At 66.6% G+C, this 26,619-nt stretch carries 28 protein-coding genes and 2 tRNA genes; 21 read left to right on the forward strand and 9 right to left on the reverse strand.

All coding sequences use genetic code 11. The features are described 5' to 3' along the window. Positions 1 to 75: 75 nt before the first annotated feature. From ACOQFL_RS11900 to ACOQFL_RS11915, 4 genes are read left to right on the forward strand one after another with little or no spacing between them, the layout of a single operon-like run. Positions 76 to 1,155: a PhoH family protein gene (locus ACOQFL_RS11900; protein WP_435544292.1), complete on the forward strand. Its 1,080-nt coding sequence runs from the start codon at positions 76 to 78 to the stop codon at positions 1,153 to 1,155. Next, complete coding sequence (ybeY, locus tag ACOQFL_RS11905) at positions 1,152 to 1,718, forward strand: rRNA maturation RNase YbeY (RefSeq protein WP_435544187.1); 567 nt, start codon at positions 1,152 to 1,154, stop codon at positions 1,716 to 1,718. The genes ACOQFL_RS11900 and ybeY overlap by 4 nt, the downstream gene beginning before the upstream one ends. Before the next feature lie 29 nt (positions 1,719 to 1,747). Beyond that, a complete protein-coding gene (locus ACOQFL_RS11910) occupies positions 1,748 to 3,064 on the forward strand; it encodes a hemolysin family protein (RefSeq protein WP_435544293.1) in 1,317 nt (438 codons plus the stop codon). After that, entirely contained in the window at positions 3,057 to 3,422 is a 366-nt protein-coding gene (locus ACOQFL_RS11915) for a cytidine deaminase-like protein (protein WP_435544188.1), read from the forward strand. Before ACOQFL_RS11910 ends, ACOQFL_RS11915 begins: the two co-directional genes overlap by 8 nt. Positions 3,423 to 3,450: 28 nt before the next feature. Here ACOQFL_RS11915 and ACOQFL_RS11920 read toward each other — a convergent pair whose 3' ends face one another. Beyond that, on the reverse strand, positions 3,451 to 3,951 hold the full coding sequence (locus ACOQFL_RS11920; protein WP_435544189.1) for a MarR family winged helix-turn-helix transcriptional regulator: 501 nt from the start codon (positions 3,949 to 3,951) through the stop codon (positions 3,451 to 3,453). Positions 3,952 to 4,005: 54 nt separating this feature from the next. Between ACOQFL_RS11920 and ACOQFL_RS11925 the strand changes: the two genes are divergently transcribed. Both ACOQFL_RS11925 and era read left to right on the forward strand, forming a co-directional pair. After that, entirely contained in the window at positions 4,006 to 5,781 is a 1,776-nt protein-coding gene (locus ACOQFL_RS11925) for a chloride channel protein (protein ID WP_435544190.1), read from the forward strand. Positions 5,782 to 5,898: 117 nt separating this feature from the next. Further along, positions 5,899 to 6,807 (forward strand): GTPase Era, encoded by a 909-nt coding sequence (gene era, locus ACOQFL_RS11930; RefSeq protein WP_435544191.1) that lies wholly within the window; start codon positions 5,899 to 5,901, stop codon positions 6,805 to 6,807. Positions 6,808 to 7,161: 354 nt separating this feature from the next. Here the strand turns inward: era and ACOQFL_RS11935 are convergent, their stop codons facing one another. After that, positions 7,162 to 7,638 (reverse strand): DUF4190 domain-containing protein, encoded by a 477-nt coding sequence (locus ACOQFL_RS11935; RefSeq protein ID WP_435544192.1) that lies wholly within the window; start codon positions 7,636 to 7,638, stop codon positions 7,162 to 7,164. 164 nt (positions 7,639 to 7,802) lie between these two features. Between ACOQFL_RS11935 and ACOQFL_RS11940 the strand changes: the two genes are divergently transcribed. The 5 genes from ACOQFL_RS11940 to ACOQFL_RS11960 all read left to right on the forward strand — a co-directional run bounded on the left by ACOQFL_RS11940 (position 7,803) and on the right by ACOQFL_RS11960 (position 11,144). Further along, positions 7,803 to 8,216: a DUF2752 domain-containing protein gene (locus tag ACOQFL_RS11940; RefSeq protein ID WP_435544193.1), complete on the forward strand. Its 414-nt coding sequence runs from the start codon at positions 7,803 to 7,805 to the stop codon at positions 8,214 to 8,216. 25 nt (positions 8,217 to 8,241) lie between these two features. Beyond that, positions 8,242 to 9,171 (forward strand): DNA repair protein RecO, encoded by a 930-nt coding sequence (gene recO / locus ACOQFL_RS11945; protein WP_435544194.1) that lies wholly within the window; start codon positions 8,242 to 8,244, stop codon positions 9,169 to 9,171. Further along, entirely contained in the window at positions 9,168 to 9,776 is a 609-nt protein-coding gene (locus tag ACOQFL_RS11950; protein ID WP_435544195.1) for a GNAT family N-acetyltransferase, read from the forward strand. Before recO ends, ACOQFL_RS11950 begins: the two co-directional genes overlap by 4 nt. A 73-nt stretch (positions 9,777 to 9,849) precedes the next feature. Beyond that, on the forward strand, positions 9,850 to 10,695 hold the full coding sequence (locus ACOQFL_RS11955; RefSeq protein ID WP_435544196.1) for an isoprenyl transferase: 846 nt from the start codon (positions 9,850 to 9,852) through the stop codon (positions 10,693 to 10,695). After that, a complete protein-coding gene (locus ACOQFL_RS11960; RefSeq protein ID WP_435544197.1) occupies positions 10,695 to 11,144 on the forward strand; it encodes a hypothetical protein in 450 nt (149 codons plus the stop codon). The genes ACOQFL_RS11955 and ACOQFL_RS11960 overlap by 1 nt, the downstream gene beginning before the upstream one ends. Before the next feature lie 154 nt (positions 11,145 to 11,298). Here the strand turns inward: ACOQFL_RS11960 and ACOQFL_RS11965 are convergent, their stop codons facing one another. Together ACOQFL_RS11965 and ACOQFL_RS11970 are read right to left on the reverse strand one after the other, a co-directional pair. Then, a complete protein-coding gene (locus ACOQFL_RS11965) occupies positions 11,299 to 11,715 on the reverse strand; it encodes a Fur family transcriptional regulator (RefSeq protein WP_435544198.1) in 417 nt (138 codons plus the stop codon). A gap of 120 nt (positions 11,716 to 11,835) precedes the next feature. Further along, positions 11,836 to 12,213 carry an ArsR/SmtB family transcription factor gene (locus ACOQFL_RS11970; protein WP_435544199.1) on the reverse strand — a complete coding sequence of 126 codons (378 nt, stop codon included), beginning with the start codon at positions 12,211 to 12,213 and terminating at the stop codon, positions 11,836 to 11,838. A 355-nt stretch (positions 12,214 to 12,568) separates the two neighbouring features. On the opposite strand from ACOQFL_RS11970, the gene ACOQFL_RS11975 reads away from it, so the two are divergent. The 5 genes from ACOQFL_RS11975 to ACOQFL_RS11995 all read left to right on the forward strand — a co-directional run bounded on the left by ACOQFL_RS11975 (position 12,569) and on the right by ACOQFL_RS11995 (position 17,634). Continuing rightward, positions 12,569 to 13,954: a glycine--tRNA ligase gene (locus ACOQFL_RS11975; RefSeq protein WP_435544200.1), complete on the forward strand. Its 1,386-nt coding sequence runs from the start codon at positions 12,569 to 12,571 to the stop codon at positions 13,952 to 13,954. Between the two features lie 39 nt (positions 13,955 to 13,993). After that, a complete protein-coding gene (locus ACOQFL_RS11980) occupies positions 13,994 to 14,659 on the forward strand; it encodes a YdcF family protein (protein ID WP_435544201.1) in 666 nt (221 codons plus the stop codon). 102 nt (positions 14,660 to 14,761) lie between these two features. Further along, positions 14,762 to 16,054: a deoxyguanosinetriphosphate triphosphohydrolase gene (locus ACOQFL_RS11985; RefSeq protein ID WP_435544202.1), complete on the forward strand. Its 1,293-nt coding sequence runs from the start codon at positions 14,762 to 14,764 to the stop codon at positions 16,052 to 16,054. A gap of 132 nt (positions 16,055 to 16,186) precedes the next feature. Next, a complete protein-coding gene (locus ACOQFL_RS11990) occupies positions 16,187 to 16,384 on the forward strand; it encodes a hypothetical protein (protein WP_092630596.1) in 198 nt (65 codons plus the stop codon). A 131-nt stretch (positions 16,385 to 16,515) separates the two neighbouring features. Beyond that, positions 16,516 to 17,634 (forward strand): serpin family protein, encoded by a 1,119-nt coding sequence (locus ACOQFL_RS11995; RefSeq protein ID WP_435544203.1) that lies wholly within the window; start codon positions 16,516 to 16,518, stop codon positions 17,632 to 17,634. 67 nt (positions 17,635 to 17,701) lie between these two features. On the opposite strand, the gene sigJ is transcribed toward ACOQFL_RS11995, so the two are convergent. Continuing rightward, a complete protein-coding gene (gene sigJ / locus ACOQFL_RS12000; protein ID WP_435544204.1) occupies positions 17,702 to 18,646 on the reverse strand; it encodes an RNA polymerase sigma factor SigJ in 945 nt (314 codons plus the stop codon). 186 nt (positions 18,647 to 18,832) lie between these two features. Here sigJ and dnaG point away from each other — a divergent pair, with 186 nt between their 5' ends. The 5 genes from dnaG (at position 18,833) to ACOQFL_RS12025 (ending at position 23,033) form a co-directional block, all read left to right on the forward strand. Further along, positions 18,833 to 20,734: a DNA primase gene (dnaG, locus tag ACOQFL_RS12005; RefSeq protein WP_435544205.1), complete on the forward strand. Its 1,902-nt coding sequence runs from the start codon at positions 18,833 to 18,835 to the stop codon at positions 20,732 to 20,734. Further along, entirely contained in the window at positions 20,731 to 21,279 is a 549-nt protein-coding gene (locus ACOQFL_RS12010; RefSeq protein WP_435544206.1) for a hypothetical protein, read from the forward strand. Before dnaG ends, ACOQFL_RS12010 begins: the two co-directional genes overlap by 4 nt. A 434-nt stretch (positions 21,280 to 21,713) precedes the next feature. Continuing rightward, positions 21,714 to 21,785 (forward strand) — tRNA-Asn (locus ACOQFL_RS12015). A gap of 836 nt (positions 21,786 to 22,621) precedes the next feature. Continuing rightward, positions 22,622 to 22,792, forward strand: coding sequence for a hypothetical protein (locus ACOQFL_RS12020; protein ID WP_435544207.1), 171 nt, complete (start codon positions 22,622 to 22,624; stop codon positions 22,790 to 22,792). A gap of 166 nt (positions 22,793 to 22,958) precedes the next feature. Continuing rightward, a tRNA-Ile gene (locus ACOQFL_RS12025) sits at positions 22,959 to 23,033 on the forward strand. Between the two features lie 98 nt (positions 23,034 to 23,131). On the opposite strand, the gene ACOQFL_RS12030 is transcribed toward ACOQFL_RS12025, so the two are convergent. From ACOQFL_RS12030 to pobA, 4 genes are all read right to left on the reverse strand, one after another. Then, a complete protein-coding gene (locus ACOQFL_RS12030) occupies positions 23,132 to 23,365 on the reverse strand; it encodes a hypothetical protein (RefSeq protein WP_435544208.1) in 234 nt (77 codons plus the stop codon). 12 nt (positions 23,366 to 23,377) lie between these two features. Then, complete coding sequence (locus ACOQFL_RS12035; protein WP_435544209.1) at positions 23,378 to 23,653, reverse strand: ArsR/SmtB family transcription factor; 276 nt, start codon at positions 23,651 to 23,653, stop codon at positions 23,378 to 23,380. A gap of 112 nt (positions 23,654 to 23,765) precedes the next feature. After that, entirely contained in the window at positions 23,766 to 24,563 is a 798-nt protein-coding gene (locus tag ACOQFL_RS12040; RefSeq protein WP_435544210.1) for a sensor domain-containing protein, read from the reverse strand. Between the two features lie 762 nt (positions 24,564 to 25,325). After that, positions 25,326 to 26,504, reverse strand: a complete 1,179-nt coding sequence (gene pobA / locus ACOQFL_RS12045) for a 4-hydroxybenzoate 3-monooxygenase (protein ID WP_435544211.1) — start codon at positions 26,502 to 26,504, stop codon at positions 25,326 to 25,328. Positions 26,505 to 26,619: the final 115 nt, after the last annotated feature.

The raw sequence follows: 26,619 nt of genomic DNA on the forward strand, positions 1-26,619 counted from the left end.
GTTGCTCTACCATTGACAGTGACAGGATCCAGTACCGAAATCGCGCTTGAGCGCAGGAAGCAGGCCGGTAACAGCGTGGCCGGAACCGCAGCGGACGGGGCGGCGGCTCGTTCGGGAAACGAGTCGTCCCAGCCTCAGCAGGCACAGTCCACCCGAACAGTGCCCGACACGGCAGTGCTCGCCCTGCTCGGTTCGAAGGACGAGAACCTTCGGACCGCGGAGGACGTACTCGACGCCGACGTTCACGTACGGGGCAACGAGGTGAGCATCTCCGGGGAGCCCACCGAGGTCGCGTTCGCCGAGCGGGTGTTCGACGAGCTCATCGAGCTGGTTTCCAAGGGCAACCAGCTCACACCCGACATCGTGCGTCGCAGTGTGACGATGCTTTCCGCCAGTAACGGGGACTCGCCCAGTGACGTACTGACCATGGACGTGCTGTCCCGACGCGGCCGCAGTATCCGTCCGAAGACCGCCAACCAGAAGCGCTACGTCGATGCCATCGACGAGAACACGGTTGTCTTCGGCATCGGACCGGCAGGCACCGGCAAGACCTATCTGGCGATGGCCAAGGCAGTGCGGGCCCTGCAGGCCAAGGAGGTCAACCGGATCATCCTCATCCGGCCCGCCGTGGAGGCAGGGGAGCGGTTGGGTTACCTGCCGGGAAGTCTCTACGAGAAGATCGACCCCTATCTGCGGCCGCTCTACGACGCGCTGTACGACATGATCGACCCCGAATCGGTACCCAGGCTTACCCAGGCCGGAACCATCGAGGTCGCCCCGTTGGCCTACATGCGCGGGCGCACCCTCAACGATGCCTTCATCATCCTCGACGAGGCGCAGAACACCACGCCGGAACAGATGAAGATGTTCCTGACCAGGCTGGGGTTCGGTTCCAAGATCGTGGTTACCGGTGACGTGACGCAGATCGACCTGCCCGGTGGGCAGCGCAGCGGGCTCAAGGTCGTCCGCGAGATCCTGGAGGGGATCGACGACGTCTTCTTCTCGACCCTGGACAGCCAGGATGTGGTGCGGCATCGCCTGGTCGGTGAGATCGTCAACGCGTACGACCGTTGGCAGGCACACCAGGACGCTGAGGGCGGCGGTCCTGCCCGAAAGACACGACTCTCCGAGGGGCGGGCGCACGAGCAGGCATGAGTATCGAGATAGCCAACGAGTCCGTCGTACGGGTACCCGAGACCACCCTCGTCTCCGTCGCCCGTTTCGCGCTGGACCGCATGGGTGTGAGCAGGTTGGCCGAGCTGTCCATCGTGCTGGTCGAGCTCGATGTGATGGCCGACCTGCACGAACGCTGGATGGACCTGTCCGGTCCCACCGACGTGATGGCGTTCCCCATGGAGGAGTACGAGGCGCCGCGCGGGCAGGACTCCACCGACACCAGCCCGGGACTGCTCGGTGACCTCGTGCTGTGCCCCGAGTTCGCCCGGGACCAGGCGCGCAAGGCCGGTCACGGGATGGAGGACGAGCTCTACCTGCTCACGGTGCACGGAGTGCTGCATCTGCTCGGCTACGATCACGCCGAGCCGGAGGAGGAACGCGAGATGTTCGCGTTGCAGAACCGGTTGCTCGCCGAGTTCCGTGAGGCCAAGACGGAGGCCGATCGCGCCGCGCAGCAACGCGACGCCGATTCACGAGTGCTGGGTGTGGTGGGGCTCGACGAGTCCCAGGAGGCTACGGCCGACGGCGATTCCGAACGGTAACGGACTTTCCCATCGTGTTGACCGGAATCATGGCGCTGCTGGTGTGGGCCGTGCTGTTGGTGTTGGCAGCAGGCCTGTTCGCGGCCGCCGACGCGGCCATCGGGACGGCTTCGCACGCCAGGGTCGAGGAGCTGCTGCGGCAGGGAAGGGCAGGAGCCGCACAGTTCGCCAGGGTGCTGGCCGACCGGCCCAGACACGTCAACCTGTTGCTGCTGCTGCGCTTGACCTGCGAGCTCACCGCGACGGTACTGGTAACCGTGATGGTGCTCGAGGTGAGCGCCACGCCGGGTTGGTCAGTGCTGTTCGCCGTACTGATCATGTTGGTGGTTTCCTATGTGCTCGTCGGTGTGGGGCCGCGAACCATAGGTCGCCAGCATCCCTACGGGGTGGGACTCGTGGTGGCGGGGCCGGTAGCCGTGCTGGCCCGACTGCTCAACCCGCTCACGCGGTTGCTGATTTTCGTCGGAAACGCCATCACTCCCGGCCGCGGTTTCCGTGAGGGGCCGTTCTCCTCGGAAGTGGAACTGCGGGAACTCGTCGATCTGGCGGGGGAGCGTGGGGTGGTCGCCGCCGGTGAGCGCGAGATGATCCACTCGGTCTTCGAACTCGGCGACACCACGGCACGTGAGGTGATGGTGCCGCGCACCGAGATGATCTGGATCGAGCGCGTCAAGACTCCCCGGCAGGCACTGGCACTCGCCCTGCGTTCCGGGTTCTCCCGTATTCCCGTGATCGGTGACAGCGTCGACGACGTCGTCGGGATCGTCACACTCAAGGAACTGGCCAGGATGACCAGCGAGCGCGGCGAGTCCGCCGAGTCCGAGAGCGGCCGGCTCTCCGAGCTGATGCGGGAGGCCAGTTTCGTGCCGGACTCCAAGCGACTGGACGAGTTGCTCAAGGAGATGCAGCTCTCGCGCAGTCACATGGCGATAGCAGTGGACGAGTACGGTGGCACGGCTGGACTGCTGACCATCGAGGACATCATCGAGGAGATCGTCGGTGAGATCACCGACGAGTCCGATCGGGAGGAACATCGTCCGGTCGAGTGGCTCGACGAGGAACTGGTTCGGGTCAGTTCACGGCTGCCGGTGGCCGATCTCGGAAACCTGTTCGAGGTGGAGCTCGACGACTCCGAGGTCGAGACCGTGGGCGGGTTGCTCGCGCAGCGCCTCGGCCGTGTTCCCCTCCCCGGTGCCGAGGCCGAGATATCCGGCCTCCGGTTGCGCGCCGAGGGAGGTAAGGACCATCGCGGTCGTATCCGGATCAACGCGCTGCTGGTTCGCAGGGCCAGTGACTCCAACGGGCACAACGCCGCCGATGACGAAAGGAATTCGCAGCATGGCTGAACGCACCGAGACCGTGACCGAGCAGCTCGATCCCGAGGACAGCAAGATCGTGACTCTGGCGCGGTCGGCGCGGGCGCGTATCGGCGCGGCGGAGGGGGCCGCCGTGCGCGACACCGACGGCAGAACCTACACCGGCTGCACCGTGCGGTTGGCCGCCCTGCGGCTGACGGCGTTGCAGGTGGCGGTGGCCACCGCCGTTTCCAGTGGGGCCGAAGGGCTGGAAGCGGCGGCTGTGGTCACTGAGGTGGGTGAAGTGGATGCCGACTCGGTGGCGGCGGTCCGGGAGCTGGCGAGTACGGCCCCGGTGCTCCGAGCGGGCGGTGACGGCGAGGTCGTCGAGCTTTCGCGAGGGGTCTGACGAAACCCGGCGGGCCCGGCCGGGTGGCTCACTGCCACTCGGTCAGTCCCGCGTCGTAGGGCGAGGCTCGTGGTGGTGGTTCCTCCCCCGCTTCGGTGAAGGCCTGCAACGCCCGCACCAACCCCGCGCGATCCTCGTGCGGGATGCGTTCGACGATGGCCGAGATCTCGCTCCGGCGGTACTCGGTGACCCGATCCACCAGGCCGCGGCCCGCTTCGGTGAGGCTGACCGTGATCTCACGCCGGGAGTCGGGGTTGCTGTTGCGCTGCGCCCATCCCGCCGTGACCAGCCTGTCCACCGTTCTTGTCGCCGTGGACGGATTCACTCCCAGCATCTCCGCGAGCGAGACCAGCTTCAGCGGGCCCCGCGAGCCGAGGGCCACCAGCAGTCGGAACTGCGGCAGCGTGATCGGCCCGGCAACCGCGGCGACCGATTTCGCCGAGACTCCCACCAGTAACCGGGACGCGGTCAGTACCGCCTCGGTGATCGCGTCCACCTCGTCACCGTGCGGCGGCATTTCGTTACTCATGTCGCTATTTTCACATTGACGTGCACAGGGCAAGAGTTGCATTATGCAATGATGATGGCGGAAGCCGTAAAACGATCGATAGCCCTTCCCGTAGCGGTACGTGGGCGGATCGGAATCTGGCTCCGCGAACGTGGCAGCGGCCTGATGGCCCTCGCACTGCTGGTCGGCCTCGGTTCGGGGCTCGGCGCCATAGCCTTTCGGTGGCTGATCACGTCCGCGACCGAGCTGTTCTCCGGACGTCCCGAATACACCGACGCGCCCGGTGCGCCACATCCCTGGCTGCCCGGCCTCGGAATCTGGTTCCTGGTGCTGGTCCCCGCCGTCGCGGGACTTATCTACGGCCCACTGGTGTACTGGTTCGCCCCCGAAGCCAAGGGGCACGGTGTTCCCGAGGTCATGTACGCCGTATCGGAGCGCGGCGGTCGGATAAAACCCCAGGTCAGTTTGGTCAAGGCCCTGGCGTCGGCGCTGTGTATCGGTGGTGGCGGATCCGTCGGCAGGGAAGGCCCGATCGTGCAGATCGGCTCCGCCCTCGGCTCGACCATGGGACGCGGTATGCGGCTCACCGAGCGGAGAATGCGAGTGCTGGTCGCCTGCGGCGCGGCCGGGGGCATCGCCGCCACGTTCAACGCTCCCATGGCGGGCCCGTTCTTCGCGATGGAACTCATCCTGCGCGACTTCACGGTGGAGTCCTTCGGCGCCGTGGTGCTGTCCAGCGTCACCGCCAGCGTGATCGGGCGTGCCGTGATGGGCAACGAGGCGTTCCTCTCGTTGCCCGCCTTCCACCTGCAGAACCCGAGCGAGTTCCTGCTGTTCGCACTGCTCGGCGTGCTGGTCGGTGCCTCCGGCGTGCTGTTCTCCAAGGTCCTCTACCGAGTGGAGGACCTCTGCGACCGAATATGGCGCGGCCCGGAGTGGCTGCGTCCCGGCATCGGCGGGTTGTTCCTCGGTCTGCTGTTGCTGGTGCTGCCGCAGATGTACGGCGTCGGCTATCCGGTGCTAGGCAACGCCATCAACGGCAACTACGCCATCTGGTTCCTGGTGGTGCTGCTGCTGGGCAAGATGGTCGCCACCAGCCTCACCATCGGCATCGGCGGATCCGGTGGTGTTTTCGCGCCCGCCCTGTTCATCGGCGGTATGGGCGGCACCGCGTTCGGCGTCCTCGCTCACGGACTGGTTCCGGAGATCGCCGGATCGCCGGGAGCCTACGGACTCATCGGCATGGGGGCGGCCTTCGCCGGATCGGCACGGGCACCCATGACGGCCGTGATCATCCTGTTCGAGCTGACCGGACAGTACTCGATCATCCTGCCACTGATGCTCGCCGTGGTGGTAGCGACGTTGATCAGCAGGACACTCAGCCGGGACACGATCTACACCACCAAGCTGAGCAGGCGCGGCATCGACCTCGACGCCAGGCACCGGCGTGGTCGGTTGCCGGACCGCACGGTCGCCGACGTGATGGATCCGCTGCCGGAGACGTTGACAACGCGCACGAAGCTCTCCGAAGCCGCGCAACGGCTGGCCCAGAGCACCGACTCCGTGCTGCCCGTGCTGGACGACGAAGGGCGCTACAAGGGGTGTGTCACGGCGGGAGCCGTGGCCGAAGTGCTCGGGGACGGCACCGTGGACAACGGCGAGGTCGGCGACCTGTTGGAGATACCCCCGGCGATCGCTTCCGGCACCAAGCTCGTCGACGCGCTCGACTCGCTGGTGTCCGTCGAGGTGACCGCCGCTCCGGTGTTGGAGGAGCAGGGCACCCAGCCGGTCGGCTGGGTCAGCCACCGAACGCTGTTGAGCTGCATGGGGACCACCGCCAACAGTGGCTGACAACGGTTTTCACGGTTGTGTTGGCGGAGCCCGTTCGTCTCGTCGCGCCACGGGCAACGGTGAGGTGACCGGGCTCCCCGCACGTCGGTGGGAAGGCAGGCACGTCAGAATAGAACCGTGACCAGCTCAAGCGAAACACATCGATCCGGATTCGCCTGCTTCGTGGGACGCCCCAACGCCGGCAAGTCGACGTTGACCAACGCACTCGTCGGCACGAAGGTGGCCATCACCTCCAGCAAGCCGCAGACCACGCGGCACGCGATCCGAGGGATCGTGCACCGGCCCGACGCGCAGTTGGTCATCGTGGACACACCGGGTCTGCACCGCCCCCGCACCCTGCTGGGCGAGCGCCTCAACGAGCTGGTGCACGAAACGTGGTCCGAGGTCGATGTCATCGGCTTCTGCGTGCCCGCCGACCAGAAGATCGGACCCGGCGATCGCCACATCGCAGCGGAGCTCGCCAAGGTCGCCCGTCGTACCCCGGTGATCGGTGTCGTCACCAAGACAGACGTGGTGAACAGACCACGCGTTGCCCAACAACTGGTCGCCATGCAGGAACTCATGGACTTCGCCGAGATCGTTCCGGTCTCGGCGGTGGACCGTTTCCAGATGGACGTGCTCTCCGACCTGTTGGTGCGGCAGGTTCCGGAGGGGCCGCAGCTGTATCCGGACGGCGAGATCACCGACGAGCCCGAGGAGTCGTTGATCTCCGAGCTCATCCGCGAGTCGGCCCTGGAAGGGGTGCGCGACGAACTGCCGCACTCCCTGGCGGTGGCCATCGACGAGATGGCGCCCAGGGAGGGATACGACAACCTGGTGGACATCTACGCATCGCTGTACGTGGAGCGTTCCAGCCAGAAGGCCATCGTGATCGGTAAGAGCGGGGAGCGTCTCAAGGAGGTCGGCGAGACCGCCAGACGGCACATCCAGGCGCTGTTGGGCAGCAAGATCTTCCTGGATCTGCAGGTGAAGGTCGCCAAGGAATGGCAACGCGATCCCAAGCAACTTCGCAAGCTGGGCTTCTAGAACAGGCAAGCTGGGCTTCTAGAACGGGGGAGCTACTCCGTTCGGCTCGCGTGATCGCGCTCTTCGAGCGATCCGGGACGTTCCGGGGTGTGAATCCGGTTCACAGCAGAGCCGCCGGGCACCCCAGCCAACGGCCGCCGCGTGCCCGCGACCTCGCGGTGTGTCCGGTTCACGTACCGGAGTCACTCATCCTTCGTGGGCCGAGGTCCGGAACCGTCGCGGCGGCCGGTTCGCGATCGTCGTTACCACCGGGTGGGGGCGAGCACGCCGTGATGATCCAGCCGAGTACCGGTCCGGCGGACGTCGTCTCGAGCTGTCGTGGCGATGCCTCTCCCGCGGCTGGGTGGCTCCGCCTTACGCGTTGGTCGTCATCATCGGCATGCTTAGGCCGACCGCGATCAGCAGCACGATCAGCACGAGTAGCAGTCCGATGAGGCAGTAGCCGACCACCAGACCGGCCGTGGCCATGCCGTCGCCTTCGCCCCCGTGGCTCCGGATCTGCCGCTTGGCCAGGTGGCCGAACACCACACCCAGGATCGCCGGGATGATCCCGAAGCCCCACGCGCAGCCGAACGGGATGGCGGCGAGGGACAGCACCATCGAGGCGATCGCCATGCCGTTGTTGCCTGGCCGTGCTCCGGGGTAGCCCGGTACGCCCGGCTGGTACTGCGGGGGCTGCTGATACTGGGGGTACTGCTGGTACTGCGGGTACTGTTGCCCCGGCTGGTAACCGGGATAACCGCCCCCGCCGTAGGAGCCCTGGTAGGGCTGGGGAAAGCCGCCGCTGTCCGACGGCGGATTGTGCGGATTCGGATCGTACGGATTGCTCATGATGCTCCTTAGAAGTTGTCGGCCAGATCCAACCACGCCGGACGATCAAAGTGGCGCGCCGTCCCGAACCGTCCGGGCCGTGGGTACGATCCCCCCGGGTGGTTCCGGCGGTGCGCATGCCGTCGGACACGCGTGCCCAGCCAGGGACTTCCCGGAGGTGATTCTTGGGGACGGGATTCGCGTCCCGCCGGTTCGGGCCGTTCCGCACGCTTTCGGTCGCCGTAGGTCTCGGCGCCGTCGCCGCGGTGTTGCTGATCTCACCCGTCGGGCCGCCGTGCCCGTTCAAGACGCTGGGCCTGGACGGCCCCATGTGCGGGGGTACTCGCATGCTCCGGGCGTTGCTGGCGGGTGATCCGCTGCTCGCCCTGGATTTCAACGCTTTCGCACTGCTGGTGTTGTCCCCGGTCGCGTTGGCCTTGTTCGTGGCCGGGGCACGTTTCGAGCTGGGCAGCACACGGCGGCTCTGGCCCGCGGGCCGCGGCGGGGTGGCGTGCGCGTACCTGCTGGGGGTGGGGCTACTGCTGTGGACGATCCTCCGCAACATTCCCGTTCCGCCCCTGACGACGCTGTCCACCTGAGTTCCCGCGATGGGATACTGCGAACGTGAGCCTGTATCGGGATGTCGGTGTCGTGCTGCGTGTGGGCAAGCTCGGCGAGGCCGACCGGATCGTCACGCTGCTGACTCGGCGGTACGGCAAGGTCCGCGCCGTGGCCAAGGGAGTGCGCCGCACCGGTTCCCGGTTCGGCGCCAGATTGGAACCGTTCGCACACGTGGACGTCCAGCTGCACACCGGAAGAACGCTCGACGTGATCACCCAGGTTCAGACGCTGGACGCTTTCGGGATGGGGATAGTCGGCGACTACCGGCGCTACACCACGGCCTGCGCCGCGCTGGAGACCGTCGACCGCATCGTCGCTGAGGAACACGAACCGGTGCTGCGCGTGTACCTGCTCACCGTTGGGGCGCTGCGTGCCTTCAGCGGCAGGGATCGGGATCCCTCCTTGGTATTGGACTCCTTCGTGCTGCGGGCCATGGCGTTCGCGGGGTGGTCCCCGGCGCTGGGTGAATGCGCTCGTTGTGGTCTCGCCGGGCCACACCCGGCGTTCAGCGTGGCCGCGGGAGGCACGATCTGTGCCGAGTGCAGGCCCACGGGCGCGGTTCGTCCGGCCACCACGACGATCCGACTGCTGAACGCCCTGCTCAACGGTGAGTGGGCGGTGGCGGAGGAGTCCGGTGAGGCCGTACGCGGCGAGGCCAGCGGGTTGGTCGCGGCACACCTGCAGTGGCATCTGGAGCATCGGCTGCGCTCATTGCCTTTGGTCGAGCGGCACGCAGCGGCTGCTTCCGAGGCGCGCGAACGCGACTCGTCGAACCCCGTGCCGGAGCTCATCCGACAACGTGCGATCGGGGTGGATGACCCGGTCGAGCACGCCACTCCGTTCGGAGCGGACCAGCGAGGCCCGTCCCAGTCCGACTCGGCACAGGCCGAATCGGCACAGCCCGATTCCGCCACCGGACCGGGGAAGTCGTGATAGTCCGTCCCTGTCGCCCGGAGGACGCCGTGGCGGTACGCCGGATCTGTGTGGCCACGGGGGACGCGGGGGAACACTCGCGTCACATTCTGCGTGATCCGGAACTGATGGCACACGTTTTCGCGGGTCCCTATCTCGCGCTGCAACCACGACTGTGCTTTCTGGCCGAGATCTCGGGACAACCGCTCGGTTACGTGGTGGCGGCGCTGGACTCGACCGAGTTCTACCAACGTTGGCAGCGGGAGTGGAGCCCGGCGTTCACGGCCAGTCATCCGCTCACCGGGAGTGAGGAACACTCCGACGAGGCCGACGAGCACTTGCGGCTGCTGCTGCACCGGCCGCTGCGGATGTTGCTGCCGGATTCCGGGAGCTATCCTTCGCACCTGCACATCAACGTGCTTTCCGGAGCCCGCCGTAACGGACTGGGCGCGGCGCTGCTGCGTACACTGTTCACCGCGCTGGAACAGGCCGGCTCGCCGGGGGTGCAGCTCGGTGTGCGGGCCACCAACGCCGCCGCTCACGCGTTCTACCGTGCGATGGGGATGACACGCCTGCCGTTGGACGACGGGCCCGCCATCCGGTTCGGCCGACCACTGGGCGGGTAGTGCCGTCGCGTTCGCGAGAATGGGCGACGGTTCGGGAAGGACTCGGCCCAGCGACCACGAAGGGGACCCACCGATGCTGCGACGCCGCGGGCGGGACAGGGAAGCGCCGAACCTACGGGCGCCCGACCCGCATCCCTCCGGAGCACAACCCCCCTCACTTCCACCGGAGCTGGTGCCCAACCACGTCGCGGTGGTCATGGACGGCAACGGCAGATGGGCGAACGAGCGCGGTCTGCCGCGTATCGAGGGACACAAACGCGGTGAGGCGGTGGTCCTGGAACTGACACGCGGGGCGATCCAGCTGGGGGTGCAGTGGTTGTCGCTGTACGCCTTCTCCACCGAGAACTGGAAACGCAGTCCCGACGAGGTCAAGTTCCTGATGGGCTTCAACCGGGATGTGATCCACCGCAGGGTGGACGAGCTCGACGAACTCGGTGTGCGGGTGCGTTGGGCGGGTCGGCGGCCCAAGCTGTGGCGCAGTGTGGTCGACGAGCTACGGGCCGCGGAACGGCGTACCGCCGAGAACCAGGTCATGAACCTGACGATGTGCGTCAACTACGGGGGACGCGCGGAGATCGGCGACTCGGCGCGGGAAATCGCCCGACTCGCGGCGGCGGGCAAGATCAATCCGGACAAGGTGGACCAGCGTACGGTGGCACGCCACCTGTACCAGCCCCAGATGCCGGACGTGGATCTGTTCATCCGTCCCTCCGGCGAACGCCGCACTTCCAACTTCATGCTCTGGCAGTCCGCCTACGCCGAGATGGTCTTTCAGGACACGCTGTTCCCGGACGTGGACCGCACTCACCTCTGGGACGCCTGCGCCGCCTACGCGCGCCGTGATCGTCGGTTCGGCGGTGCGGTGGACCGAACCGAGCAGGATTCGAGCCAGGCCGAGCCCGATGGGGAGCAACATTGATGTCGAGTGAAGCCGCTGGGACGGCCGACCTGTTGACAGTGGCCAAACGCGCCCTGGAGAACTACTACGAGGTACGGGTCGACGACGACGGCGCGCTGACCTTCCTGCACTCCGGCACGCCGTGCGCGTTGCAGGCGATGCGTCTGGCCGAGGGACTGACCGTGCTGAGTCTGACCTGCGTGGTCGCCTGGGACCTGCCCAAGGATGACGCGATAGCCCGTTGGGTGGCCGAACGCGCCGGTCAGGGCATGTTCGGCACGCTCGGGGTGGTGCGCAACGAGGGGGGAATGGATCTCACGCTGCGCTATGCGTTCCCCGCCGACGGGATGGCCGAGGAGCCGCTGGCCACGTTGCTGATGCTCGTGGTTTCCGGTGGATCGCAGCTGCGGGGGGAACTGGCCGAGACGTTCGGCTCCGAGGCGGTGACCGGGTTCGGTGATCCCGGCTGAGCGGCTCCTCGTGCCGGTGACCGGGTTCCTCGCTGCGGTGCCCCGGCAGCATGATCGCCCGGTCGGTACGTTCTCCTAGGGCGGGAGGGTTCGCTCGCGGTTTCGACCCCCGGGCTGGTCCCGCCGCGGATGGGGCCGCTCGACTCGGCGGAGATCAGACTCCGCACTCGGAGCAGGTGCCGATTATCTCGACGGTGTGGTCCACCTCGGAAAACCCGTGCTCGGTGGCGATCCGTTCCGCCCAGTCCTCCACCGGGGGGTCCGCCACCTCGACCGTTCTGCCGCAGTACCGGCAGACCAGATGATGGTGGTGGTCGGTGGAGCACTTCCGGTAGACGGCTTCCCCGGAGTCACTGCGAAGCACGTCGATCTCACCCGCGTCGGCCAGCGACTGCAGTGTCCGGTAGACGGTGGTCAGTCCGATCCCCTCCCCGCGGTGCCGCAGCTGCTCGTGCAGTTCCTGCGCGGAGCGGAAATCGTCGATCTCGCTGAGCAGACGCGACACGGCGGCCCGTTGTTTGGTGGACCGCAGGCCCGGGATCGCGGCCGAGGGACGCTCGCTGGAGGTCACGCTTTCTCCGTCTTCTGCTCGGGTGGGTAGGGGGCTGTAAGTGGATTCTCGTTCTCGCGGCTCGCGTGTCCGCTCCGTTCCGGAGCGGTCGACGAGCCTTCGGGCGAATCGGGTCACCCGCTAAGACGCGGTCACCGTGGAGGGGTTATCGTCCTCCGAATCCTCTTCCGCGTGGGCTACGGCATCCACGACTATGTGTGCCAGATGCTCGTCGACCAACCGGTAGACCACCTCGCGCCCGTTGCGGCGACCGCGCACCACACCGGCCGTTTTCAGCACCCGAAGATGTTGGCTGATCAGCGGCTGGGCCACGGCGAGCGCATCGACGAGTTCGTGCACACAGCGTTCTCCCGCGCGCAGTTGCAGCACGATGGCGATCCGCACCGGTGCGGCCAGCGCCCGCAACAACTCACCCGCCTCGGTAAGGGTGTCCGGGTCACCGGCGGGGACCGTGGCCGGTTCGGCTCGTTCGCCGGAGTGCTCTTCGTCGTTACTCATGAGAGGTGATCAGCGGCACTACCGCGTGATGACCGACCGTCCGCCGGTAACGGCGGTACGAGTCCTCCGAGGCACACGCGGCGCAGTGTGGGGGCCGAAGGGATCCTTTCGTCGCCTCGTCGCGAGTTGGTCGTGGAACACCGTCCATCCTACGGGCGTCGTCCACTTCGGCGGGCGCAGCCGAGGTCGCGGGTGTCGCCACTGCGGGGTGGGGCCGCGCCGTCCTCGATGCTGCCTCGGTACGCTGGGAAACTCACCGTCGGGAATCCGCGGGACCAGCCCGGCCGATTCGTCGAGTGCCGAACCGACTTCATCGGCCGGAGCCCGAGCAACCAGCGACAAGCGTGGAGTGAGCGTGCCCACCGACCAGATCGAAACGATCGTGAATCTGTGCAAGCGTCGTGGCTTCGTCTACCCGAGCGGCGAAATTTACGGCGGTACCCGGTCGGCATGGGATTACGGGCCGCTCGGGGTGGAGCTCAAGGACAACATCAAGCGCCAGTGGTGGCGCAGCATGGTGCAGGGGCGGGACGACGTCGTCGGCCTGGACTCCTCGGTCATCCTGCCGCGCGAGGTCTGGGAAGCGTCCGGACACGTGCAGGAGTTCGTGGATCCGTTGGTCGAGTGCACCGCCTGCCACCACCGGCACCGTTCGGACCAGCTCGCCGAGGAGTACGCCGAGCGCACCGGCAAGGACGTCGACGACAGCGACCTCTCCGAGGTTCCCTGTCCGAACTGCGGGAACCGCGGCCAGTTCACCGAGCCGAAGATGTTCAACGGCCTGCTCAAGACCTTCTTGGGGCCGGTCGACTCGGAGGAGGGACTGCATTATCTGCGCCCGGAGACGGCTCAGGGCATCTTCGTCAACTTCCTGAACGTGATGACCACGGCGCGCAAGAAACCGCCGTTCGGGATCGGCCAGGTAGGCAAGTCGTTCCGTAACGAGGTGACTCCCGGCAACTTCATTTTCCGCACCCGCGAGTTCGAGCAGATGGAGATGGAGTTCTTCGTCGAGCCGGGTGAGGACGAGTCCTGGCACGAGTACTGGATCGCCAACCGGACCGAGTGGTACACCGGGCTCGGCATCGATCCGAACAACATCCGCCATTACGAACACCCCAAGGAAAAGCTCTCGCACTACTCCAAGCGGACCGTCGACATCGAGTACCGCTTCGGCTTCAGCGGCAGCGAGTGGGGTGAGCTGGAGGGCATCGCGAACCGGACGGACTTCGACCTGACCACTCACTCCAACCATTCCGGCGTGGACCTGTCGTATTTCGACCAGACCAGCAACTCCCGCTACCGTCCCTACGTGATCGAACCCGCTGCCGGGCTCGGCAGGCCGCTGATGGCCTTCCTGGTCGACGCCTACCGCGAGGACGAGGCCCCCAACGCCAAGGGTGGGGTGGACAAGCGCGTGGTGCTCAAACTCGACCGCAGGCTGGCCCCGATCAAGGTGGCGGTACTGCCGCTGTCGCGGAACGCCGATCTCTCCCCCAAGGCGCGGGACGTAGCGGCCACGCTGCGCCGCAACTGGAACATCGACTTCGACGACGCGGGTGCCATCGGAAGGCGCTATCGCAGGCACGACGAGATCGGTACTCCGTTCTGCGTCACGGTCGACTTCGACTCGTTGTCCGACCACGCGGTGACGGTGCGCGAACGCGACACGATGGAGCAGGAACGAGTGGCCATCGACCAGCTGGAGGCGTATCTGGCGGCCCGCCTGGTCGGCTGCTGAGCCAGGGGCTCGCGCGTGGTCGGTGGCGGATCTGCAACGATGCGTGACGTGACCCATCACCCCGGAACCGGTCAGGCAGGGCGCCGTGGACGCATCACCGTCTGGATCACCAGAGCAGTCCTCGGCGCGCTGCTGGTCGCCTCGCTGGTGCTCGGTGGTACCGCTTTCCGGGTCTGGCAGGTCGCATTCGTGGAGCAACGGCACAGCGCCGACATGATCGTGGTTCTCGGGGCCGCGCAGTACAACGGGGATCCCTCCCCGGTGTTGCGCAGCAGGCTGGAGCACGCGCTAGAGCTCTACCGGAGCGGGCTCTCCGAGCACATCGTCACTGTCGGCGGAAACCAGGCCGGTGACAACTACACGGAGGCCCAGGCGAGCAGCATGTGGTTGGTCGAGCAAGGGGTGCCACCGGGAGCCGTGGTGGAGGCCGAGGTCGGCAGTGACACGCTGCGCAGCATCCGTGCTGTCTCCGGGATCGCCGAGCGCCGCGACTGGGACTCGGCACTGATCGTCAGCGACCCCTGGCACTCCTGGCGCTGCAGGATCATGGCCGAGGACCAGGGGTTACGGGCCATGGTCTCGCCGACCAGGAGCGGGCCGACCGAGGACGTACGGAGCGCCTACATCCTGCGTGAGGCGGCCGCGACGCTGTTCTACCGCGTCATGCACGCCTCTGCCGACGTCACCGGCTACGGACTCGGCTAGCGGTAGGAGTCTCGTCGACTCGTTCCTCGCGGTGGCCCGTTGTGCGGAACCTCCCGGCTCGTTCGCGGCGTGTTGTCGGGTCCGTTCCGTAGGCTGTGGTCGATGTCCGCACTCCGGCTGCCGGGTTACACCGAGCACGATCTGCAGCGGTTGGTCGACGAGTCCCCCAAGGTCTCCGAGGCGACGGGTGGGGAGCCGCTGCCACGTGCGCCTTTCGCGCGCGATCGTGCGCGCGTGCTGCACTCGGCCGCGCTGCGGCGGCTCGCGGGCAAGACTCAGGTGATGGGGCCCGGTGAGGGTGATGTCCCCAGGACGAGACTCACCCACTCCCTGGAGGTCGCACAGATCGGTCGCGCCATCGCGGTGGAGCTGGGAACCGATCCCGACGTGGTGGACACCGCCGGGCTGGCCCACGACATCGGTCATCCGCCGTTCGGACACAACGGGGAAGACGCCCTCGCGGAGCTGGCCGCGGGCTGCGGTGGTTTCGAGGGCAACGCGCAGACGTTGCGGATCCTGACCAGACTCGAACCCAAACTGGTGGCTCCGGACGGCACCGAGTGCGGTCTCAACCTCACCCGTGCCTGCCTGGACGCAACCACGAAGTACCCTTGGCCGCTGCCGCACGACGGGTACGGCAAGTTCGGGGTCTACGAGTCGGACTCGACCGTGTTCCGGTGGCTGCGACAGGGAGCGCCGTCCCGGACACGCTGCCTGGAGGCCCAGATCATGGACTGGGCCGACGACGTCGCCTACTCGGTGCACGACCTGGAGGACGGGGTGCACACCGGTCGGATCGCACCGCGTGCCCTGTTGGATCCCGAGGAACGCGGGGAGATCCTGCGTATCGCGGGCAAGTACTTCCGCCGGCCACGAGCGCCTGCCACGGGAGCGTTGGAGACGGCGGCCTCCGAACTGGTGGCGAACCCCGCGCTCGCGGCCGTGCTCGACTACGACGGTTCGGTCACCGCGCAGGTGGCGCTCAAGCGGCTGACCAGTGAACTGGTGGGACGGTTCGTCGCCGCGGCGGTGAGAGCCACCAGGTCGGAGTTCGGGACCGGTCCGCTGACGCGCTACGCGGCCGATCTGGTGGTGCCGGAAGAGGTGGCCGCCGAGGTGGCGGTGCTCAAGGCCATGGCGTTGCGTTACGTCATGAGCGATCCGGAGCGGTTGCGGCTGCAGGAGTCCCAGCGCCGGATCCTCACCGAGCTGGTGACCGTGCTGCTGCGGGAGGCGCCCGCCTCGTTGACTCCGGCGGCACGGGTCGCCTGGCAGGTCGCCACCGACGACTGCGGCCGAATGCGTGCCGTGCTCGATCAGGTGGCCTCGTTCACCGACGCCCAGGCGGTGTCCTGGCATGCACGTTGGGTGACCAAAACCGGTTATTCAGTGTGACTTATGTCAGACAAGGCGGCGTAAAACGCAGCTGTTGGTGCACGCTAATACGCAGCGTGATTTTCACTGGTCATGATTCCAACTTTCGTGTGAAAATTTGCGGCAGCCCCCGATAAGCCGCCAGGAGACTCGATGTCCAACGACGTGAATCGGCATCACATCCAAAAGGTCGTCGTCGACGGCGAGCCCTACATCAACTCGGACAATGTCGCCGACTGGGTGACGGACCTGCGCTGGCAGGATCCCGCCGCCGAACGCGCGGCCGGTTACATCGCCCAGGAGCTCCGCCTGATGGGGCTGGCCGACATCGAGGAGACGCTGGGCCAGTAGCCTCCCGCCGTCTCGGCCGCCCGACGGGCCGACCGGCGGAATCCCTCCGAAGGCTCGCCCGGTGCGGTCCCTCCCTGGCAGACTCGCCTCCGGTAAGCGCCTCGCGAGACCGATCGGAGTGCCGCGTCGTGGTGAACACCGAACTGCGATTCCTGTGGTGGCTGCACCGGCGGCTCACCCCCGATCCCCGAGAGAACCACTGCTGGTCCCCGTACTCGGTGACGGCGACCCTGGGACTGCTCGCGGAGATCACGCGGGGACGGACCCGAGCCGAGGTCGTCGAGGCCCTGGGAGTGGATCCCGCCGACCCAGAGTTCGTCGACTCGCTGCACACGGCCGCCTACCCCGAGGTCGAATCCCGGGACAGCGTCGAACCCCGGGACAGCGTCGCCCTCGCGATCGTCAACCGGCTGTGGGTCGACGAGCGACTACCGCTCGAAACGGGCTCCCCGGCGGCGCTCGAACAGCGGTTCGGCGCGGCGATTCGCGCCGTCCCGTTCCGGGAGGCCCCGGAACGGGCACGGGAACGGATCAACCAGGACGTGGCGGACGTGACCCGGCAGTTGATTCCCGACCTGGTCAAACCGGGAGCGGTGAACTCGGACACTGTCGCGGCGCTGGTCAACGCGCTGTACCTGAAGGCGCCGTGGCAGGAGGTCTTCGATCCGAACGAGACGAGGACCGGTTCCTTCCGTACTCCGGCCGGGGAACTACCGGTATCTCTCATGCGGGTGAGTGCTCGACTCGGCTACGCCCATCGCCACGGTTGGCAGGTCGTGCGGGCGGGACTGGCAGGGGGCTTCGACGCGTTCGTGCTGTTGCCCGACGCGGAGCTGGTCACCGCGGAACCGGCGCTCGACCACGAGACCCTGCTCCGGCTGCTCGAAGCGGTCGAACCGTGCCCGGTCGAACTCCGAATGCCGCGCTTCGCCGTCTCCGGTTCCGGCGAGCTGGACGAGCCGTTGGCGGATCTGGGAGTGCGCCAAGCATTCACGCCCGCCGCTGACTTCGCGTCACTGACCCCGCGACCACTGCGGATCTCCACCGCCCTGCACGAGGCCGTGCTGCGGGTCGACGAGCACGGCGTGGAAGGAGCGGCCGCCACCGCGGTGATGATGCGGTTGACCTCGTTGTTCGACGATCCCGTTCGAGTACGAGTGGATCGGCCGTTCCTGTTCCTGCTTCGCCACCGGCGGAGCGGGGTAGTGCACTTCCTGGCGAGGATCACCGATCCCGGCAGGCCCCAATGATCCCGGCAGGCCCCAATGATCCCGGCAGGCCCCACCGATTCGGGGAGTTTCGGCCGCCGACAGCGACTCAACCGGAGAGATTCGAGCGCGAGATCCCGGTCAGTTTGTCCGGGTTGACGATGTCGTGGATCTCCGCGACGCACCCGTCCCGCACCGCGAATCCCACCACGCGCACCACCACCGAATCGCTGGGCACGTTTCCGCTCGAGACTCCGGGAAGCAGCAACCCCGGATCCCCGTTGACCAGTACCGAACGAACGTTCGACGGGGTGGGGGACGGGTACTTGCGCATCAGGCTGAACAGGAAACGGGTCACCTTGTCCCGCCCGTGGACCGGTCGCAAGGCCGTGCGGGCCTTGCCGTCACTGTCGCCGTGTACGCTCACGTGCGGGTGAAGCAGGCGTGCCAGCCGCCACTGGTCCCCCGCCGCCAGCGCGGCGAGCATCGCCGCGACGAGTTCGTGCTGCTCGGTGGCGGGCACACGGCGGGGCGGTCGTGCCTCGATCATGATTCGCCGTGCGCGGGCGGCGTACTGTCCGGCGGTCGTGCTCGTGCAGCCGAGCATTCCGGCTATCTCCTCGAACGGCACCCCGAAGTTCTCGTGCAGCACCAGTGAGATCCGTTGTTCCGGAGTGAGTTGCTGCAGCACCCGCAACGCCGCCATGCGCACGTCCTCGGCCCGGGTGATCCGTGCCAACGGGTCCACGAGCCGTACCGGTTCCTCCAGGGTGACTATCGGTTCGGGTAGCCACGGGCCGACGTAGTGTTCCCGGCGCGCCGCCCCCGAGAGCGCGCGATCCACCGACAGTCTGCCCACCGCGCCGCTCAACTCGTCGTTCGTGCAATGACCGGGCGAATCCTTCTCGCTTCCGGGTCCGGCGAACCGCGCTCGTGCCTGCCGCAGCACCGCCTCCGCGTCGGCGATGCTGCCGGTGAGTCGGTAGGCGAGACCGAGCAGCCGTGCGTGCGGGCTGTCCGAGTCCGCCGTGAAAGCTTCCTCCACCGATCGCACACCGCGATTGTGCCCGAACAATCCACTGTTGCCCTGCTGAGAATCCTTTTCGGCTGTGCGCCGTGCCGCCGAGGCCGCCCGGATCCCGTGCGGTGCTCGACGGTTCGAGCGCTGTCGAACGGCGTGCCAACCCGGTGCGACGCCACCGTCAGCGCTCCCGTGAGCGCGTGCATCTAGACTGGGCCCGTGGCGGGACGAATCCGGGAAAGCGACATCGCCGAAGTACGCGAGAGCAACCGGATCGACGATGTCGTCGGTGAGTACGTCGCATTGCGCCGTTCCGGTGGGGACGCGTTCAAGGGGCTGTGCCCCTTCCACGACGAGAAGACCCCCTCCTTCAACGTGCGCGCCAATCACGGGACCTTTCACTGCTTCGGATGCGGTGAGGGTGGTGACGTCATCGCCTTTCTGATGAAGACCGAGCACCTCGGTTTCGTCGAATCGGTGGAGCGGCTCGCGGACCGTTCCGGCGTAAGACTGCGCTATGAGGACGGCAACCCGACGAGTCGTCGCGAACCCGGGACCAGAGCCCGGCTCGTGGAAGCCAACCGGCTCGCCGCCGCGTTCTACGCCGAGCGGCTGCGCTCCGAGGAGGCGCGCCAGGCCCGCGAGTTCCTCACCGAACGGGGGTTCGGTGCGGAGGCAGCCACCAAATTCGGCTGCGGTTTCGCCCCGAGCGGATGGGACCGGCTGACCAAGTACCTGCTCAACCAGGGTTTCGAGGCCGAGGAACTCTACAAGGCGGGGTTGTCCAGGGAAGGCAGGCACGGCCCCATGGACCGGTTTCACCGCCGGTTGCTATGGCCGTTGAAGGACCTCGGTGGCGATGTGGTCGGATTCGGGGCACGTCGGATCTTCGACGATGATCCGATCGAGGCCAAATACATCAACACCCCGGCCACCCCGATCTTCAACAAGTCACAGGTGCTGTTCGGCATCGACCTCGCGAAACGCGAGATAGCCAAGCGCCACCAGACCGTGGTGGTGGAGGGCTACACGGACGTGATGGCGATGCACCTCGCAGGGGTTCCCACGGCGGTCGCCTCCTGCGGCACCGCCTTCGGTGACGAGCACATCTCCGTGTTGCGTCGGCTGATGATGGACGACGACACCTTCCGCGGGGAGGTCATCTACACCTTCGACGGTGACGAGGCGGGGCAGAACGCGGCACTGAAAGCCTTCGACGGCGAGCAGCGGTTCGCAGCGCAGACCTACGTCGCCATCACACCGGGAGGGGACGATCCCTGCGAGCTGCGACAGCGCAGCGGTGACGCCGCGGTCCGTGACCTGGTGGCGCGGCGACGTCCGCTCTTCGAGTTCGCCATCCGCAGCCTGCTCGACGGCTACGACCTCGACTCGGTGGACGGTCGGGTGGCCGCACTCCGCCGCACCGTACCGCTGGTGGCGCGTATCAAGGATCCCGCGAGCAGGGACGGGTACGCCGTGCAGCTCTCCGGCTGGACCGGTTGGAACGACGAGAACCAGGTGGTACGCCGGGTGCGGGAGTACTCCGGGGAGACCTCGAACGGGAACCGCCGGGGGAAGAAGCAGCGGCGTGCCGAATCCGAGTCGGAACCGGCCGGGGAACGGCTGCCGGAACGTCCTCCACGGCACGATCAGCTGCGCTGGTCGCAGCGGGAGGCGCTGAAGGCAGCGCTGCAGATGCCCGCGCTGGCGGGGCCGGTGTACGACTCGTTGCCCGAAGAGGCATTCACCGAGTCGGGTTACGCGAAACTGCACACCGCCCTGCTCAAGGCGGGCGGCACCCAGTCGGGGCTGGCCGGTTCGACCCTGATGGAAGCGGTGCGGGCGCAGTGTCCCGACGAGGGATCCACCAGGTTGCTCTCCCAACTCGCGGTGGAGACGCCGGACACCAAGTCCGAGCAGGACCACCGCTACGTCGGTGGGGTGCTCGCCAGACTCCGCGAACGGATGGTGGCTCGCCAGATCGACGAGATCAAGTCGCGGGTCCAGCGGTTGTCTCCGCTGGAAAACGCCGAGGAATACCACGCGCTGTTCGGTGATCTGGTGGCGTTGGAGCAGTATCACAGATCGTTGCAGCAACAGGCCGCGGACGGTGTCGTATGACTTCGTTGCTCGGACGTGTGCGTGCGCTGTTCACCGGAGCGCACGAGTTGCCCACCGGGTTCGACGGTGAGTTGGAGGGTGCGGAGCGTGTGCTGGCCACCGCGAGCGGCACGCACGGGCCGCTGGTGGCCACCAACCACGGGTTGTGGCTGCCGGAGGAGCCGGGTGCGCGTCGGGTCGGCTGGCACCTGCTGAGCAAGGTGCGCTGGCAGGACGGGGTGATCGGAATCGTCGAGGCCGACGAGCGGCAGTGGATCGACGGCGCGGTGCTCCTCCGGGACCGACCTCGGCGTGATTTCCGGCTGAACGCCGCGGGCAAACTGCCGGACGTGGTGCACAGCAGGGTGACACGCTCCATCCGATCCACCCAGTACCGTGAACTCCCCGGCGTGGGCGGAGCACGGTTCGTGCGTCGCAGTGTGCCCGGACGGGATGGGACCGTACTACAGGTCAGGGCCGATCCGGGGACGGACGAGGCCGCCCTTGTCGAGTACACGCGGGAAGTGGCCCGCCGGCTGGGGAACGTGGCCGAAAGCGATGAGTGAGCCCGCGGTTTCCGTTTCGCGGCCCGGAATGAGTGGAGACAGCACGCTCGTACTGTTGCTTTTTCGGCCGGGGCGCGGAAGGCGGTGTCCGGGAACGTAGCCGGCCTTCGTCGAGCAGCGTGAGCGCTCGATGTAGGAGCTGTTCGCAAGAATGAGCCCCTCGGTGCGGCGAGTGGTCGTTTCGGAATGCGGGGCTGGGAACCTCACGTTGTCGCTGCCCGAACTCGACGTGGGAATCGCGCCGGGACCGCGAGTGGCTTACCGGCCCGTGGCGACGGCTCCGGCTGCCCTATCGGCGGCTCCTCCCGCTCGCTTGTCGAAATCGAGCTTCTGGCCAGGCGTTTCCTTGTGAGGGGGAGGGGGTGTTCAGAGGTCTCACGGGATGCGCTAGAGTTGTCGTTGTCAGCGCAACGGCGCTGCGGAAAATAAAACATTCCTCCGTAGCTCAATGGCAGAGCATTCGGCTGTTAACCGAAAGGTTGCTGGTTCGAGTCCAGCCGGGGGAGCAGATGAAGCCCGATCCGTTCGCCGGATTCGGGCTTTTTTCGTTGATTCTTTCGAAGGTGGCCGCGCGGCTCGCCAAATGTGTGTCACGACACATTACGGCTGGAACGAGGTCTTTTCGGAATGCCTTCGTGATCCGAATGTCTCGTGAGACGGTGGCGCACGTTACGCGGAAATGCCGTACCCGCTGTCCGAGACGGCACGAGGCGATCACAGTGGGACGACCGATCGGGTTGCGCGAGTCCCTGGTTCCGCGGGTCCCAGGGTGGAACGCCGAACCAGTGGGCCCGGGTCGGGAGTGCTGGGCCGGGGTGCCGGGCCGGGAGTGCTGCCTTGGCTCCCGGGAATCACGAATCAACCGTTCGATCTTCTCGATAGTTCCGATCATTCCCGGTACGATGGCGGCGGATACCGGTGGTCGAAGCCCGACGTTCGGTGAGTACCTCCTCGGGTCCCTTCGCTGTATCCGGTGGAGCCGCGAGGCGGCCTCCCGAGTGGCGGTTCCTGAACGGCCGAGGTCGACATTTTCACCTGAAGGTGTGGTTTGGTGTCGGCGAGGTCAGGCTCCGGTAACGATCCATGTTCCGTTGGCGATCATCCGGGTGTACGGAAAACTCCGTACTCGATGTCTGTGCAGCTCAGGGCTTCATCGTGCGATCATGGTCGATTTTCGGCCCTCGGTAGGCTGAAAGACGCGATCGATTTCGTTGCCGCTGATACACAACGCGGTTCCGCCGCTCTTCGTCCCCGGGACGGCGGAATATGACAGGGGATCGCAGAGGACGGGGGAGATATCATGTCCGCACCTGGTATCGGTAAGAACCCTAGGCAGCTGTCAATGCCGGATCTCTCGGCTGTGACGCGGCTGCCCAAACCATTGAAGGCAATGGTTTACCTGGTCATGCTCGCGGTGCTGACCGTCGCTGGAATCGGGGCGCTGCTGGCCAGCATCGTCATTGTCGGCCAGCTGACCGGATCGTTCGACATCGCGACCTTCATCGCTCGCTGAGAGCGGGCTCGTTGCCAACGGGCTCGCCGAGAACGGACCAGTGTTCGACAACACCGGGTCGGCGCACCGCCGTGGTGCGCCGGCCCTTTTCGTCCGGTGGTACCGTCCGGCCGACCCGGCGGTCATACTGGAGGACGTGGCCGGTATGATCGGCAGCGCCTGTAACGGGGCGGTAGCTCAGCAGGTCAGAGCAGCGAACTCATAATTCGTCTTGTCGTGGGTTCAAGTCCCACCCGTCCCACCGAGAGTCCGACGCGTGAGGGTCCAGTGGTGGTCTGTCGAGGACCCTCACGCGTGTGGTGGCTGTCCCGTGCACTGCTCGTCCCGCTCCGAGAGACCTCAATCGATGCTGCGCAGCATCCGCTCGATCTCCGCGAGTCTGGAGTCGAGTTCCCGCAGCCGATTCTCCACCGCCTCCTGACGAGCCACCGCCTCCTCGGCGAGCTTGCGGTAGTTCGCCATGGCCACGGCGTCGGTCCGGTGCCGTTGTAGCCGGAAATAGGTGACAACTGCTGTCGTGAGTCCGCCGACGGCGATCAGCACGATCAGGATGGCAGTCACGGCGCCGCTCATGCTCCGATCCCTTCATTCGTCCCCGGTTTCCCGCTCGTCGGCGTCCAGAGCCGCTATGACGGTTTCCGGGGTCAGATGTAGCCCGAAGTCGACGAGCTCGAAATACTTCATGGCCTTGCCGTCGGGGGACAGTTCCAGTCGGCCGCGCACCAGTCCCGCTTTCTCCAGCCGGTCCAGGTGCATGTACAGCAACGGCCGGGACAGCCCGAGATTGCGGGCGAGCTCGCTCACGTGTACCCGACCGTTGGAAAGCGCGGCGATGACGCGCAGCCGGTGGGAGTGTCCCACCGCCGAAAGGAAGTTCAGCAGCTCCTCGCTGTTCAGATTTCACCTCCGCGGGCGGTTTCTCGTCGGATCGACTTTCCCGGTGCTTCGCGGGTGTCCCGAACGGGGAGCTCGTTCACCGATTGCCGGTACCACCGGGGCCTCCCGCTTCCGAAGGCCTCCCCTCGTGGAGGGGACCGGGTTCGTCAAGTGTCCGCCTGGCGGTCTCCAGTGGATCGGCGGGTGGCCCCAGCAGCGAGTGCACTACTCTGCCGTGCAATCCGGACACGGCGACCACCAGGTGTGCCAGCAGGAAGGCTAGGACCAGGAATAACGCGGCTGCGAACAGGGCGGTGGGCAGATCGCCGATCCACAGCCCGAAGGAGCCGTCGCCGAAGGCGAAACTCGTGGTGTTCGGCGCCTCCGGACGATAGCCGATCATCACTCCGTGGCCACCGTTCTGGGGGATCGCCCAGAACCACAGTGGAACTGTCACCATTCCGACGACGGACAACCAGAGTGCCACGACCGCGGTGTCCAGTATCAGCAACGGCACGTACATCAGGAGCAGGTAACCGCAGGCACGAAAAGTGGCCGGATCCGACCACCTGGTTTTGAGTTGCGCCATGATTCCACGGCCGTGAACCGTACGGTGAACGGCCGGAACGAAGTCCGTCACCAACAACGCGCGCCATCGTTCGATCGCAGCGCACCCCCGGACCAGCACCGCCACGGCGACCAGGAGTGGGAGTCCCACCCACACGATACTCAGGGTCGCGGCGACCAAGACGCTAGCCAGCACCAGGCTGAACAACAGGGTGCCGACCACGGAATAGCTCAGCGGATAGAGCGTCGCCGCCCACGTGCGTCCGGACAGCAGCAGGGGCCGCAGGCCCCGCCCGCTGCTTACTCGGGGTTCCCGCGAATCGATCACCACAAGCTCCTGGAACTCTGATCGAAGGTTCGGCCGGTCTCGATTCGTTCCCGTGGACCCCGCTCGCGGATTTCGTTCCGTACGACCTCCATATCAGGAACTTTCTGGCACATGTAAAAAAATGCTGATAGGCGGAGGATACGACTGTCAAAAGGTTGCGGTGGGAATACAGTCGAATGGGGGAGTGGGCTGAACACGCCGTGACCGTTGTGCGTGACCACCCGGTGATCGGTGTCGTGTCGGGATGCTGTACCGATTCAACGGAGAACGGTTTCCGTCCCGGCGGCCGATATCGCTTCTGTCACGCGGACGTGGTCGAGCGACCGCGATGGTTCAGCTTCGGTAGGAAGCGGTGAGGAAGAAAGCCCGTGCGGAGCGCGGTGTGTCGAGCGGCGTGGTCCGAGGGGCACCACAGGGGTGCCCTCGTGTCCGGCCGCGGGTGGGATGCCGTCGGGCACGGGGCTTCACGGGACGAGGCGGTACTCGCCTCCCGCGGGGCGGGGTGGTGCGAATCGAGTTCCACAGCGGGAGTTCCGCGGCCGTGAACCGTGTGGAGGTGTGCCGGGAGCAGGAGTTATGTCACCGATGTGTCCGACGTGCGGTGGTCCCACCATCCCGCCGCAAGGGGGCGGGCCGCCCGAATGCCCGAGGTGCGGATAGTGATACGTGATCTTGGGAGCGAAGAAGCCGTTCGCTCGGGCTGCTTTCGCCGGGCGGTGACCGCGGCCCGAGGTCGGGTGGCCGCGGTCGTCGCCGTGGTCGTCAGACCGAGGCAAGCCCCACGTAGTTCTCCGCCAGTGTGGTGGCCGCCGCTTTCGAGGTCCGCAGATAGTCGAACTGCGAGCGTTGCAGCCGCCGGTCGAAGGCCGCGTCCGGCCCGTCGAACCGATGGGTCATCGAGGTCATCCACCAGGAGAAGTGCTGCACGCGCCACACGCGCCGTAGGCAGTCCTCGGAGTAGGTGTCGAGTCCGGTGGTGCCGTTGCCGCTGTAGAAGTCGCTCATGGCCCGCGCTAGCCGTGCCACGTCGGCCACGGCGAGGTTCAGTCCCTTCGCGCCGGTCGGCGGCACGATGTGTGCCGAGTCTCCCGCCAGGAACAACCTGCCGTAGCTCATCGGCTCGGTGACGAAACTGCGCAACGCGCTGATGCTCTTGTCGATGATGGGCCCTTCCCGCAGCTCCCAGCCGGGAGTTCCCAACCTGGTCTGCAGTTCGGCCCAGATTTGCTCGTCGGACCAGTTCTCGATCGAGTCGTCGGGATCGCACTGCAGGTACATCCTGCTCAGCTCCTGTGAACGCAGGCTCTGCAGCGCGAATCCGTTGACGTGGTTGGAGTAGATCAGTTCCTCGCTGGATGGCGGGACTTCCGCGAGGATCCCGAGCCAACCGAACGGGTAGACACGCTCGTAGTCGGTTCGGACCGTTTCCGGAATCGTCTTACGGGAGACGCCGTGGAAACCGTCGCAGCCGACCACGAAGTCACAGCGGATCTCGTGGTTCGTCCCGTCGTTCGCCGTGAACCGTACGAGCGGTTGCTCGGTGTCGGGTCCCTCGATCGAGACGTCCGAGACCTCGTAGTGGAGCCGGCCCCCGTCGCGCTCCCGCCGATCAGTCAGATCCTTGACGACCTCCTGCTGGCCGTAGACGGTGATGCTCCGCCCCTCGGTGAGTTCGGAAAGCGGAATACGCAACCGTTCCCCGTCGAACTGCACGTTCACTCCGTGGTGCGGATGCCCCTGCCGGTCCAGCCGTTCGGACACATCCGCTTCCCGCAGTACGTCGACGGTGCCCTGTTCCAGCACGCCCGCCCGAACCCGTTGCTGTACGTATTCGCGGCTGCGTCGCTCCAACACGATCGATTCGATTCCCTGCAGGTGCAACAGATGAGACAGCAGCATGCCCGCTGGACCTGCTCCCACGATCGCGACCTGGGTGCGCATTCCAACCTCCCCTTCTAGGCTGCGTTCGATTCAGCCTCTCAGTCCCGTTCGTGAATTGAGGCAGCGGGCTTCCGTTCAGTGGAAGCGAGAGTGGCGTGAGCGGGTTGTGTCGTAC

The organism is Actinopolyspora sabaoui (assembly GCF_051225635.1).
GTDB lineage: Bacteria > Actinomycetota > Actinomycetes > Mycobacteriales > Pseudonocardiaceae > Actinopolyspora.